Source organism: Paenibacillus antri, assembly GCF_005765165.1.
Classification (GTDB): domain Bacteria; phylum Bacillota; class Bacilli; order Paenibacillales; family YIM-B00363; genus Paenibacillus_AE; species Paenibacillus_AE antri.
Map to the genome: position 1 here is coordinate 1 of NZ_VCIW01000026.1, position 12,311 is coordinate 12,311.

A 12,311-nucleotide genomic window follows, 5' to 3' on the forward strand; every position below is an offset into this window, starting at 1 on the left:
GTCGGATTTCTCCCATGGCACACCTCGACCTGATTAATTGTTTTTATTGTAACAGGTCTTCACTTACGGCGTGTCCACCTTCTAGTCTAATTGCAGGACGCCTACTCTAAGCGCGAATTCGCGCTTATTTCGCCGGGTCGGGCGGTGGACGCCCTCTCTAAGCGCGAATTCGCGCTTATATCGCCGGATCAGGCGCTGGACGCCTACTCTAAGCGCGAATTCGCGCTTATATCGCCGGGTCGGGCGGTGGACCCCCACTCTAAGCGCGAATTCGCGCTTATTTCGCCGGATCAGGCGCTGGACGCCTACTCTAAGCGCGTATCCGCGCTTAGATCGCCGGATCAGGCGCTGGACGCCTACACTAAGCGCGAATTCGCGCTTATTTCGCCGGGTCGGGCGCTGGACGCCTACTCTAAGCGCGTATCCGCGCTTATCCCGCCGGCCGCGCAACCGACCGCAAAAAAAAAGCGGGACAAGGCCCCCACCGTCGCCCTGTCCCGTTTCCTTATCCGAAGCTCCGCATCGCCGCGGCGTACCAATCCCATCCGCTGCCGACCTCGTCCGGCCGATGCGCGTCCGAGCCGAATACGAGCTCGACGCCCCGGGCCGCGCACTCCGCCATAAACCATTCCGGCACGTACGCCTTGCCGCACGTCGGCTTGCGGAAGCCCGCCGTGTTCACGTCGATGCCGACGCCGCACGCGGCCAGCCGCGGCAGCAGCCGCTCGAGCCGCGCGCGAATGTGCGCGTCGTCGATCGGCGGCAACGCCGTCCGAAACTTCTCGATCAAGTTCACATGGCCGAGCCGCTTGCGCCAACGCCACCCCGCCGCGCCGGCGACGGCCAGCTCGATATGGTCGTAATAAGCGTCGACCACCTTCTCCATCGTACCGTAATATGACAGCAGGTTCGCTTGGAAGTCTTCCGGCTTATAATCGATGCACCGCATGCCGCCCCGCCCCGGCAAATAATGCACCGATACGATGACGTCCTCGAGCGCCTCCGCCGCCTCCGCCAACACGTCTTCCGTGAACGACTCGCTCTCGAACAAGTAATCCATCTCGAGGCCGACCGCCACGTCCAGCCGCCCTTCGAACTCCCGCTTCACCGCGGACGCCTCGGCGAGGTAGGCGGGAAGCTCCGACCGATCCATCGCCAGCTCCGCCGTCAAGACCGGGTCGTCGATCCACCGGTCCGGCAGCGGCGGATGCTCGGTCACCGTATATCGCTCGAAGCCGAGCGCGGCGGCGCGAGCCGCGTAGTCCCGCAGCGGCTCGGCGCTGCCGTGTTTGCAAAACTGCGAATGCGTATGTCCGTCCCACTTGATCATTCCCGGTTCCCTCCGAAATCCAATGCAAAATCTTCTTCGTACAGCATAGTCGATAATCAACTTCCGGCACAAGACGCGCGGCGCATATGGTATCATGGTACAACGCAACGATTTTCGAAAACGAAAGGGGCCACGCGCCATGGAATGCCGCATCGGCTGCGCAGCTTGCTGTATCGTCGTCTCGATCTCTTCCCCGATTCCGGGCATGCCCCTCGGTAAGCCCGCAGGCGTCCCTTGCGTGCAGCTGACCGCGGATCGACGCTGCGCTCTGTTCGGGAAGCCCGAGCGTCCCGCCGTGTGCGGCGGCCTCCAGGCGTCGGAAGACATGTGCGGATCGACCAACGAGGAAGCGTTCTCCTTCCTCGCCGAGCTCGAACGCGCGACGTCCCCCTCCCGCAAACCTAAAGCGTAACGATTACCGTTCCGCGCCGGCGGCCGCTTCCAAGACGACGGCCGGCGCTCTCGCCTCTTCCTTCCGCGCTCGTTCCCCATGCAGCGGCAAGTGCAAGAAGACGGTCGTTCCTTCTCCGACGGCGCTGCGGAACCGAATGCGCCCGCCCATCTCCTCGACGGCCCGACAGGCGACCGACAAGCCGAGCCCGGTCCCCTTCTCCTTCGTCGTCGCGTAAGCGGTGCCGATCCGCTCCAGCTGCCGCCCGTCCATCCCGACGCCTTCGTCCTGTATCGTCAGCAGCAGCTCGTTCGAACGATCGTCCCGCTCCATCGAGACGCGCAAGGCGCCGCCTTGGGGCATGGCTTCGATCGCGTTCTTGCACAGGTTAATAACGCATTGGCGGAACTTCCCCGGATGCCCATGCACGCGGCAAGCCGAAGCCAGCCGCGTCTCGACGAGAACGGAGTGAATAAGCGCGTACGGCCGAATCACGTTCGTAATATGCTCCAGCTCCGCGCCGACGTCGAAGTCGGTCTTGTGGTCGTTCGACGGATCTTGCTTCGCGAACGATAAATAATCCGTAATCATGTCCTGCGCGCGGTCGAGCTCGTCGAGCGCAAGCGAAATATAATGCTGCCGCTCGCGTTCGGTGGGCACGCCCGATCGCAGCAGCTGCAGAAATCCTCTCGTGACGGTCAGCGGATTGCGCACCTCGTGCGAGACGCTCGCCGCGAGTTGGCTGACAATGTCGTATTGGTCGAGCTTCTCGGTCAAGATCCGTCGCTGCTCCCGCTTCTCCGCGTCCTTCCGAATCCAATTCTCGATCAGGGCGGTCATCGTCGCCGTGACGAGCAGCTGAATCAAGAACAGCGGCACGACCCACTCCGACTTTACCGTGTAATAGGATCCGGTCCCGTACAGCACAACAGCGCAGCACAACCCATATCCCGCGGAAAAGGCTCCCCCCGCCATCGCCTTCCGCAGCACGCTCCAGCGCGCGCGCGCGAACAGCTTCGGCGGGAGCAGAAACACCGATAAAACGACGAACGCCATGAACGCGCCGTCGCCGCCGATCCCGAACAGCCGGTACGCCAACGTCGCCGCGGCCAACGGGATGCTGACGACATATCCGGCGTACATGTGGGTCAGCAGCAGCGGAACCCAGCGCAAATCAATGAGAAAATCGGGGGAGATGCGAATCGGGTAGGACATGCAGGCCATAACGATGCAGACGGAGGACAGAAAAGCGATCGCGTTCTTATACTTGACCAAGGGACGGTCATCGATCTGCTGAATGAAAAACAGAGGGGCGATCAGAAAGAACGAATTCAACAACAACGGCTGCAACGGTTCGTACATTGGAAGCCCCCTGCCAACCAAATTTTCCCTTTGCTTTCCACCAAGTATATCAAATGGGAATTCGCTTTCCTATACATAAATATAAAGAAAAATAAAACCGAAGCGCGTTGCGCCTCGGTTTTTCCATTCAAGTCTATCGATTCAAGCTGAACAAATAGTAGATATAATCCGTAGAGGGACCCGCGAAGCCCATCTGGCGCAGCATCGCGGTCGCATTGCCCCGGTGATACGTGCCGTGGTTGACGACATGCGTCACCAACTCGAAGGCGGTGGCACGCAGCGTGCCGAGATACGGATGCTGTAATTCCCGCATTACCGACGGCTCCCCGAGGCCGCGCAGCATCGAGCGAAAGTCTTCGGCCGCCGCCGCGAACAACGCCTCCATCTCCCGAGGGGCAGCCCCGCCGGCTTCGGCGTCCCACGTCGGAATGCGCGCCGCGATCTCCTCGAACGCCAAATCCTGCGCGATCGCGTGCCGCCACGTTCGATCCATGGCGTACATATGCGCGAGCGTCGCCCGCGCCGACGGATACCCGCTGTCCGCATGCCGCGTCCAGACGTCTGCCGGCAGCGTCTCCAGATGGCGGAACAGCCGCTCGTTCGCCCATGGGTGGTATTCGTACAGCTCGAGAAGTCGCTGTACCGCTTCATTTTCCGTTCGATTCGTCGTCATCTCGTTCACGCTCCTTCGCCTAATTTGGTAAACAGTTCGATCAAGTTGCCGTCCGGATCGCGGAAATACGCGACGCGCGCCCCCCACGTCGGACGGTCCGCCGGCGCCCGCAGCGGCTCGAGCCCTCGTTCGATGAGCAGCGCATACGCCGCGTCCGCGTCGGCGACCTCGATATTGAGCAGCGCTCCGCCCGCCGGCACATTGTCCGCTCCTACTGCGTCCGCCATCGCCGCCCGGCTGGCGAGCTCGAGTCTGACGTCCCCCGTGTCGAACAACGCGTAGCCTTCCCCTTCCTCGAGCCATACGACCGGGAACTGCATGATCTCCTTGTAGAATGCTGCGCTCCGGGTGAAATCCTCCGTCAACAATCGAAATTGCTTCAGTTGCATCGTTGTATTGCCTCCTGTCGTATTTCCTCCATCATACCGGAGGATCACTGACAGTTTCGGTCAGCGACCGGCGAGGTCGTCGCGCATTTTTTCGTAGTGGGGGCGCAGCCGATCCAATACCGAAAACACGCCTTCCACGAGCGAGAGCGGCTCCAGCACCGAGATCGACGTTCCGTACGCGATCAGCGTGTAAGGAACGTAGTTCCGGACCCATAGAGCATCCATCCGGAAGACGGCTTCCTGCTCCGTCCGTTCCGAGAGCGACTGCGAGAACAGCCAGTGCAAGCACACGTCGTCGATCGCGCGAGCCGTCCCGCGCAGCCGGATCGTCACGAACGACTCGTCTTCGGGCCCGCCCCCCTCCGGCAGCAGAAACTTCATGAAGAATTCCCTTGCGGAAAAGTCCGCCGGACGAACGAACCCGTCCTCCGTCGTCTCGCATGACAGGATGCGGTCGGTGCGGAAGCTCCGAACCGCTTGCCGCAGCCGGCAATACCCGACGACGTACCATCGGCTCCGCCAGACGACCAAGCCGTACGGATCGATGTCGCGCGTTTCCGCCGGGCCGGCGTACCCCTTGACGTATACGATCCGAATCGTCCGCGAGTCGGCGACGGCCGCCTCGATTCGCTGCAACGTCTCGACGACGTCCTCTCCGCCGGCGCCTGCGATGACGTCGAGCCCCGCCGCATGCCGCGCGAGCGTTTCCTGCTGCTCTTCGTTCGCATATCGCTTCAGCTTGCCGATGGCCTTATCCAGCGCCTCCCCGAACGGATATCCGTTCTCCCTCGCGAATGCGGCCGCGTGCACGAGCGCCTTCTGCTCCTCGAGGTCGAAGAACAGCGGCGACTCGCGGAACGTCGGCAGCAGCGTGTACCCGCCGTTCGGCCCCGCCTCGGCGACGATCGGCACGCCGCTCGCGCACAACGCGTCGATATACCGATAGACCGATCTCACATGGATTTCGAGCGACTCCGCCAGCTGCTTCGCCGTCACGCGCTGCCGCGCGCGAAGCTGCCATAGAATCGATAACATTTTGTCCGCCTTCGACACGGTCTGGCTCCTTCCGGTTCCCTTTTCCAACCAATATATCATACTCTATGAAAACGGTTTGACATTGAGAATGATTATCAATAAAATGAGGACAGCTTTCATCATCTCATCGTGCGGAGGCGCTTATGTATATCGAAATGTTAACGATCGTCGTGCAGGAAGGATTCGCCGAACAAGTCGCCGCGCGCTTTACGGCACCTGCGGAGGTAGAGAAGGCCGAAGGGTTCCTCGATTTGTCCGTCATGGCGAAACGTCCGTCGAAGGGCGAACAGGAAGTAATCGTGATGATTCGGTGGTCGTCGGAGGCCCATTGGAAGGCATGGGAGGTCAGCGAGCCGCATCTCGAAGGGCATCGACGCGAGCGCGAGCGGGGGAAACCGCCGTTCGTCGTCAGCTCGAAGAGCGCGGTGTACGCCGTGCATGCGACGAAAGGCCCGGCGGGCGCCGAATGAGCGGGGAGACGGAACGCGCGGTTTCCGAGGCGCTGGCGCGATTTTTCCCCGGGGCGGCGCCATTCGTCCGGTCGGGCGCGAGCGGCATGAACAACATGACGCGGTTCGCGGAGCTGGACGGACGCCGCTATGTGCTGCGCATATACGAGACGCACCAAGACGTCGACAAGGTGCTGTACGAACACGCCGTGCTGCTGGCGCTGAACGAGTCGTCGACGCTCCCGTTCGCCGTGCCTCGCCCGGAACGGACGCCGGACGACGGCGACGGGACGGTCGTTCGCCTGGCCGACGGCCGACTCGCCGCCCTGTTCGGCTACATCGAGGGCGAGCGCCCTTCGCTCGACCGGCCGGCCGCCCTACGCGCGTTCGGCCGCGCGGCCGGCGCCTTGAGCGGCGCGCTGGCGAACGTCCGCGTCGCGGCGGCTCCGGCGTACCGGCCGTATTACGAGCTCGACGCCGCGCATCCGAGCATCGCGCCGGCGGACGCCGCCCGCTTCTTCGAGGCGCCGCCCGACGCGTTCGCCGACTTGGCCGGCGAGCTTCGCGTCGTCGGCCGGGAGCTCGCCGACGCGCGCTTAGCGCTCCCTGCCTTGCGCGCGCTGCCGCATCAGCTCGTGCACGGCGATCTGAACGCGTCGAACGCGCTCGCCGTCCCGGGCGGCGACGACATCGCCGCCTTGCTCGACTTCGAGTTCGTCACGGTCGACCTGCGGGCGATGGAGCCGGCGGTCTGCTTGTCCGACCTGTCGGACGCGGAGAGCGACGAGGACGTCCTCGGGCGCATGTCCGCCTTCGCGGCCGGCTACGCGTCCGCCGCTCGGCTGTCGCCCGAGGAAGCGGACGCGCTTCCGCTGCTGCTGCGGCTGCGGCGGATCGACGTCGTGCTGCACTTCCTCGGCCGCTGGCGCGATCGTATCGAAGGCCCCGAGCCGCTGCGCCGCGTCGCCGCCGGCTCGGCCCGCGCGCTGGAGCGACTCCGCCGGCTCGAGGCGCCGCTGCGCGACATTTTCGCAGGGCTGGCGGCGGAGTAGTCGGAGTTCCTCCGACTGTTCCGCCTCCGCGGCGCCCGCGAACCGCTGTAGTCGGAGTTCCTCCGACTATTCCGCCCCCGCGGCGACCGCGAACCGCTGTAGTCGGAGTTCCTCCGACTATTCCGCCTCCGCGGCGCCCGCGAACCGCTGTAGTCGGAGTTCCTCCGACTATTCCGCCTCCACGGCGCCCGCGAACCGCTGTAGTCGGAGGAACTCCGACTATTCCGCCTCCACGGGGCCGACAGGCCCCAGTGCGCGACGAAGCCGCCGGTGCGAATGCGCCCCGGCGGCTTCCTTTTCCCCACAATCAATTATCGTCCCCGCTGCTCCGTCAGCTTGAACTGCTCCACGACGCTCAGCAGCGACCGCGTAATCGAATCGACGCTCTCCGACGTGCCGCGCACATGCGTCATATCCAACTTCAAATCTTGCACGGTGCGCTCGACCTCGGTGGAAATTTTCCGATTCTCGATGCTGACGGCCGAAATTTTCTCCATCAGCTCGACCACCTCGTCCACCACCTGCGTCTTCAGCGAGTCGTTCGCGTTCGCGCTGCCGAGCAGCTCCGAGGCGGTCGCGACCATCGTCGCGCCTTCGATGACGACCCGCGTCCCTTCCTCCATCGACTCGTTCGCTTCCTTCGCCTTCCGCCCGATCTGCTGCAGCGTCTCGTTAATTTTCACGGTCGACTGCTTGGTCAAATCCGCCAGCTTGCGAATCTCCCCCGCGACGACCGCGAAGCCGCGGCCGTGCTCGCCGACGCGGGCCGCCTCGATGGAGGCGTTCAGCGCGAGCAGATTCGTCTGCGCCGAAATTTCCTCGATCGTCTGCAGCAGCGCTCCGATCTCCTCCGTCGTACCGAGGAACGAACGAATCGTCCGGTTCGACTCCTCCACCTTATGCTGGATGCTCAACATCTTGTCTCCGATGCGCTCCACCTCGCTGTGCGCCACCGCGATTTGCTCGGACGCCTTCTCCTCGAGCTCCCGCAGCGTGCCGCTCATGTGGCGCGACACGTCCTTCGCCATGTCGAGATCCTTCAGCTGCAGCCGAATGCCCTGGATCATCGCGTCGATCTTCTCGCTCACGCGGAGCGTCGAACGCTCCGACGAAACGGTCGACTCGTCTAACCGCACCTGGCTCTCCTTCACCTCGCCCGCCGCCCGCTTCACGCGAATCATAATGCCCTCGAGCGAGTCGATCATGTTGTTGAGCCACTTCGCGAGCTCCTTCATCTCGTCGTTCGCGAATTCGCCGATGTTCAGCCGCTGCGTCAGGTCGCCTCCCCCTTCGGCGTTCATCCGGATGAACCGGTTGATCTTGCGCAGATGCGCGATCGCCGGATCGGTGCCCTTCCGCTTCACGGCCGACAGGCCGATCCAGCCGTAGAGCAGGTTCGCCGCCGCGTACAGCTCGCCGGGCAGCCACGGGACGAATCGCAGCAGCCAGAACAACCCGTAATTTAATAGCATCAGTCCGAAAACGAACCAAAGCTGCATCCGCTTCACGTTCCAGCTCAATCCCCGGATGCGATACACCTCTTCGAGATCGCCCTCGCACATCATGCCCCAGACGTCGGGACAATGCGGCAGCTGGAACGTCACCCCTTTGCCGATGACGGGGATATGCCGGTAATCGGAATACGCCGGGAATTCCACCATCAGGTTGTGGCCCTTCGCGATCGTGTTCGCCACCCCGGGATGCAGCTCGTTCGTCGCCGGATCCGTGAAGCGCAGCTCCAGCTCCGTATGGCGCTTGACGCTGACGATGCCGTAGTCCGTGCGGACGCCGTCCTTCAGATTATCGCCGTGCGTGAACGTCAGATCCTCGAAGCGGCTGCGGGACAGCGCCGTGCCGGGCGCGATATGCTGATTCAACACCGGCTTGGCCATGAAAATGTAATTATCCCCCGAATCCGGATAGACGTGCCCGGATTCGCGTTGGATGAGGTCGCCGAGCACGTCGTTCGGCACCCGTCCGCACAGCGCGCCGAGGTAGACTCCATTCTCGACGAGCGGAGATATGTATAACAGCGTGACTTCGTCATGGAAGGACGACGTGCTGGGACCGATCTGCAGCGTCAGCGGGTCCGTGTAGGGACCGAACAAGCATTTGCGGCCGGCCTTCGCTTGCCCGAGACCGAGGCCGATCGCCGAGTCGTCGCGATAGACGGTTCCGACGTGCGCGGCGTACGTAGAAGCCTTCACCACACCCGACGCGTCGAGCAGGAACAGCTCCGAGAAGTCCGGCGCCCGCTTGCGCGCCGCCGCGAACGGCCGCTCCGCGTCCCCGCCGCCGGCGAACGCCGACGCAACGGATCGGCCGTCCGTCCGCAGAGCGTCCTGCAGCTTGTCCAGATGCGACCAATACTCCTCGACCCACGTCTTCAGCAGCTGCATGCGCGTTTGGGCGATGCCCTCGAAGATTTCCTCCACGTCGCGCTTCAGATGCCGGTTCAATCGGTACGACCACCACAGCGGCAACCCCGTCTTAAAGCCCAGCCAATCAAACATGTCCGATTCCCCTCCTTGCCGAAGTCCGATCCGATTTTCTCTCTCTATGACTTTCGATCTATTACCATAATTATATAAATCCTATTGGAGTTCAATCCTTATGTCAGGTTTGTGTCATAATAATTTTCATGGACGAAAACAAAAAGGACCGCCAGGCTCTCCGCCCGCGATCCTTTGTACGCTCGTATCGTGTATCGCGCGCTCGCGGCTTTGACCCGTTCCGGGTCACCACGCGGCACCTCGCTCGCGCTCCTGACCCGTTTCGGGTCACGCGCCGCGCCTCGACGCTCCCCTGACCCGTTCCGGGTCACCACGCGGCACCTCGCTCGCGCTCCTGACCCGTTTCGGGTTGCACGCCGTGCCTCGCCGCTGCCCTGACCCGTTCCGGGTCACCACGCGGCACCACGCTCGCGCTCCTGACCCGCTTCGGGTCACACGCCGCGCCTCGCCGCTGCCCTGACCCGTTCCGGGTCACCACGCGGCGCCTCGCTCGCGCTCCTGACCCGCTTCGGGTCACACGCCGTGCCTCGCCGCTGCCCTGACCCGTTTCGGGTCACCACGCGGCACCACTCTCGCGCTCCTGACCCGCTTCGGGTCACGCGCCGTGCCGCGACGTAGCCCTGACCCGAAACGGGTCACCACGCGGCACCTCGCCGCTCCCCTGACCCGTTCCGGGTCACCACGCGGCACCCCGCTCGCGCTCCTGACCCGTTTCGGGTCACACGCCTTGCCGTGACGCTGCCCTGACCCGCTTCGGGTCACACGCCTTGCCGCGCCGCTCCCCTGACCCGTTCCGGGTCACCACGCGGCACCTCGCTCGCGCTCCTGACCCGTTTCGGGTCACACGCCGAGACGCGTCAGACCGTCGCGGCTTGCCCCGCCTCCGGGACGGGCGGCGCGACCAGCGCCTTGCCTTCCCACGCCCGGCTGCGCCAGCGGAACCACATCGCGATGCCGCGGATCCATTCGTCCGCCGCGATCGCGAGGAACACGCCGACGAGTCCCAAGCCCGCCTCGAACGTCAAGTAGTAACCGAGCGGCAGGCTGATGCCGACCATCGACACGAAGCCCATGTATACCGTGATTTTCGCGTCCCCCGCCGCCCGCAGCGCATTGATCAGGATCAGATTGAAGCAGCGCCCCGGCTCGAGGAGCAGGCTGACGAGGATGACTTGCGAGACGAGGGCGACGATCGCGGCGTCGTCCGTGAACAGCCCCGCGATCGATCCGCGGAACGCCACGACGACCGCGCACACGAGCATCGTCACGGCCAAGCCCCACTTCAAGCTCCGCCACACGCGTCCGTAAGCGTCCTCCTGGCGCCCCGCCCCGACGAGCCGACCGACGACGATCGCCGTGCCCATGCCGAGCGCCGCGCAAAATAGGAAGATGTACGCCGTAATGTTCGTCGCGTACTGCCGGGACGCCAGCTCCGCCGCGCCGAGGAACGTCACGTAGTACAGGAAGACCGACTGGCAGGCGTGATACGTCACCTGCTCCAAGCCGGACGGCACGCCGAGCTTCAGGATGCTCGAGAGATACGCTTTCGACATCGTGACGTAGTCGCGGAGGCGAATCCGCACCTCCATGACCCGGTACAGCAGCCAGAAAAACACGAGCACGGCCGCGCCGCGGCTGATGACCGTCGAGATCGCCGCGCCGGCCACGCCGAGCTCCGGGGCGCCCCAATGCCCGAAGATGAGGGCGTAGTTCAAGGCGACGTGCAGCACATTCATGCCGAGCGTGACGAACATCGACTCCCGCGTGAAGCCGTACGTGCGGACGAGCCCCGCCATCGTATTGATGAGCGCCTGCAGCACGAGCCATCCGCCGACGATGCCGAGATACGTCTGCGCGTCCGCGAGCACGGCGCCGTGCAAATTCGCCGCCCGCAGCAGCGAATCGCCGAACCCGAGGAACGCCGCGCTGACCGCGAGCCCAAGCCCTAGATTGAGCGTAATCGCAAGGCCGGCGATCTTCGCGGCCTCCTCCGGCCTACGGGCGCCGAGATATTGCGCGACGACGATCGCCGCTCCGTTCGCGACGACCTCCATAATGAGAATCGCGATAAAGACGAACTGATTCGCCACGCCGACCGCCGACACCGCGTCGTCGGACACGGCGCTCAGCATGAGCGTATCCGCGCTCCCCATCATCATGAACAACGAAATTTCAAGAAAGATCGGCCATGTCAGCCAAAATAAGTTCAGGTCCTTCGACCGCCCCGGTCTCCCCGCCGGAGCCTCCGCCGTTCCCGTCATGATGTCATCGACTCTCCTACCCGTTTTCTATATATGTAACGACCGTATCCTATCATAAAACCCGCCGAAATTCATGCATCGGAAAATGGCATCCAGAACCGCTATAATGGAAAATGTACCCTTATCGGATGGAGGAAGAGATCAAAATGAACAAACAAGACGTATTGGACGCGTTCCGGTTCCGTCACGCCTGCAAGGAATTCGATCCGGAGCGCCGCGTGTCCGACGAGGACTTCGCCTATATTCTGGAGACCGGCCGCCTGTCCCCGAGCTCCTTCGGCTTCGAGCCGTGGAAGTTCGTCGTCCTGCAGAACGCCGAGCTGCGCGAAAAGCTGCTCCCCGTCGCATGGGGCGGGCAAAAGAGCATCCCGACAGCCAGCCATCTCGTGCTGCTGCTCTCGCGAACGAAAGACAGCTTCCTGCCGGAATCCGAGTATATCGCGCATATTATGAACGACGTTCGCAAGGTGCCGGCGGAGGCGCTCGTCGGCATCCGCGCGCGGTACCGCACATTCCTCGAGGAAGATTTCGAGCTGCTCGACAATGAACGCGCCATGTTCGAATGGGCAAGCCGCCAGACGTACATCGCGCTCGGCAACATGATGACGGCCGCGGCGATGATCGGCATCGATTCGTGCCCGATCGAAGGCTTCCGGAAGGCGAACGTCGAGGCGCTCCTCCGCGACGCCGGCATGCTGACCGGCAACGAATTCGGGCTCAGCTGCATGGTCGCCTTCGGCTATCGGGTCCGGGAGCCTCGCGAGAAGACGAGGCGGTGCGTCGAGGAAGTCGTGCAGTGGGTGTTTTGATCGATGAAAATGAGCAAGGGTCGCCGTATTCCGGCGACCCTTCGCTT

At 63.5% G+C, this 12,311-nt stretch carries 11 protein-coding genes; 4 read left to right on the forward strand and 7 right to left on the reverse strand.

The window, feature by feature from the left end:
• Positions 1–505: 505 nt before the first annotated feature.
• Positions 506–1,330 carry a histidinol-phosphatase HisJ gene (hisJ, locus tag FE782_RS27720; protein WP_138197604.1) on the reverse strand — a complete coding sequence of 275 codons (825 nt, stop codon included), beginning with the start codon at positions 1,328–1,330 and terminating at the stop codon, positions 506–508.
• Between the two features lie 139 nt (positions 1,331–1,469).
• Between hisJ and FE782_RS27725 the strand changes: the two genes are divergently transcribed.
• Positions 1,470–1,742 carry a YkgJ family cysteine cluster protein gene (locus FE782_RS27725; protein WP_138197605.1) on the forward strand — a complete coding sequence of 91 codons (273 nt, stop codon included), beginning with the start codon at positions 1,470–1,472 and terminating at the stop codon, positions 1,740–1,742.
• A gap of 3 nt (positions 1,743–1,745) precedes the next feature.
• Here FE782_RS27725 and FE782_RS27730 read toward each other — a convergent pair whose 3' ends face one another.
• From FE782_RS27730 to FE782_RS27745, 4 genes are all read right to left on the reverse strand, one after another.
• Complete coding sequence (locus FE782_RS27730) at positions 1,746–3,083, reverse strand: ATP-binding protein (protein ID WP_138197606.1); 1,338 nt, start codon at positions 3,081–3,083, stop codon at positions 1,746–1,748.
• A gap of 133 nt (positions 3,084–3,216) precedes the next feature.
• Positions 3,217–3,756, reverse strand: coding sequence for a DinB family protein (locus FE782_RS27735; RefSeq protein WP_138197607.1), 540 nt, complete (start codon positions 3,754–3,756; stop codon positions 3,217–3,219).
• A gap of 5 nt (positions 3,757–3,761) precedes the next feature.
• Positions 3,762–4,145, reverse strand: a complete 384-nt coding sequence (locus FE782_RS27740) for a VOC family protein (protein ID WP_138197608.1) — start codon at positions 4,143–4,145, stop codon at positions 3,762–3,764.
• A gap of 60 nt (positions 4,146–4,205) precedes the next feature.
• Entirely contained in the window at positions 4,206–5,198 is a 993-nt protein-coding gene (locus FE782_RS27745) for a helix-turn-helix transcriptional regulator (protein ID WP_138197609.1), read from the reverse strand.
• A gap of 125 nt (positions 5,199–5,323) precedes the next feature.
• On the opposite strand from FE782_RS27745, the gene FE782_RS27750 reads away from it, so the two are divergent.
• Positions 5,324–5,650 (forward strand): antibiotic biosynthesis monooxygenase family protein, encoded by a 327-nt coding sequence (locus tag FE782_RS27750; RefSeq protein ID WP_138197610.1) that lies wholly within the window; start codon positions 5,324–5,326, stop codon positions 5,648–5,650.
• Entirely contained in the window at positions 5,647–6,681 is a 1,035-nt protein-coding gene (locus FE782_RS27755) for a phosphotransferase (protein WP_158299590.1), read from the forward strand. The genes FE782_RS27750 and FE782_RS27755 overlap by 4 nt, the downstream gene beginning before the upstream one ends.
• 311 nt (positions 6,682–6,992) lie before the next feature.
• Here FE782_RS27755 and FE782_RS27760 read toward each other — a convergent pair whose 3' ends face one another.
• Positions 6,993–9,194, reverse strand: coding sequence for a methyl-accepting chemotaxis protein (locus tag FE782_RS27760; protein ID WP_138197612.1), 2,202 nt, complete (start codon positions 9,192–9,194; stop codon positions 6,993–6,995).
• An 857-nt stretch (positions 9,195–10,051) separates the two neighbouring features.
• Complete coding sequence (locus tag FE782_RS27765) at positions 10,052–11,455, reverse strand: MATE family efflux transporter (RefSeq protein ID WP_138197613.1); 1,404 nt, start codon at positions 11,453–11,455, stop codon at positions 10,052–10,054.
• 146 nt (positions 11,456–11,601) lie between these two features.
• Here FE782_RS27765 and FE782_RS27770 point away from each other — a divergent pair, with 146 nt between their 5' ends.
• The gene (locus FE782_RS27770) at positions 11,602–12,264 is read left to right on the forward strand and encodes an NAD(P)H-dependent oxidoreductase (RefSeq protein WP_138197614.1); all 663 of its coding nucleotides are present in this window, start codon (positions 11,602–11,604) and stop codon (positions 12,262–12,264) included.
• The last annotated feature ends 47 nt before the right edge of the window (positions 12,265–12,311 follow it).

Coding starts and splice junctions, on each gene's coding strand:
- hisJ (WP_138197604.1), bottom strand. CDS start 1,330: ATGATCAAGTGGGACGGACATACGCATTCGCAGTTTTGCAAACACGGC.
- FE782_RS27725 (WP_138197605.1), top strand. CDS start 1,470: ATGGAATGCCGCATCGGCTGCGCAGCTTGCTGTATCGTCGTCTCGATC.
- FE782_RS27730 (WP_138197606.1), bottom strand. CDS start 3,083: ATGTACGAACCGTTGCAGCCGTTGTTGTTGAATTCGTTCTTTCTGATC.
- FE782_RS27735 (WP_138197607.1), bottom strand. CDS start 3,756: ATGACGACGAATCGAACGGAAAATGAAGCGGTACAGCGACTTCTCGAG.
- FE782_RS27740 (WP_138197608.1), bottom strand. CDS start 4,145: ATGCAACTGAAGCAATTTCGATTGTTGACGGAGGATTTCACCCGGAGC.
- FE782_RS27750 (WP_138197610.1), top strand. CDS start 5,324: ATGTATATCGAAATGTTAACGATCGTCGTGCAGGAAGGATTCGCCGAA.
- FE782_RS27755 (WP_158299590.1), top strand. CDS start 5,647: ATGAGCGGGGAGACGGAACGCGCGGTTTCCGAGGCGCTGGCGCGATTT.
- FE782_RS27760 (WP_138197612.1), bottom strand. CDS start 9,194: ATGTTTGATTGGCTGGGCTTTAAGACGGGGTTGCCGCTGTGGTGGTCG.
- FE782_RS27765 (WP_138197613.1), bottom strand. CDS start 11,455: ATGACGGGAACGGCGGAGGCTCCGGCGGGGAGACCGGGGCGGTCGAAG.
- FE782_RS27770 (WP_138197614.1), top strand. CDS start 11,602: ATGAACAAACAAGACGTATTGGACGCGTTCCGGTTCCGTCACGCCTGC.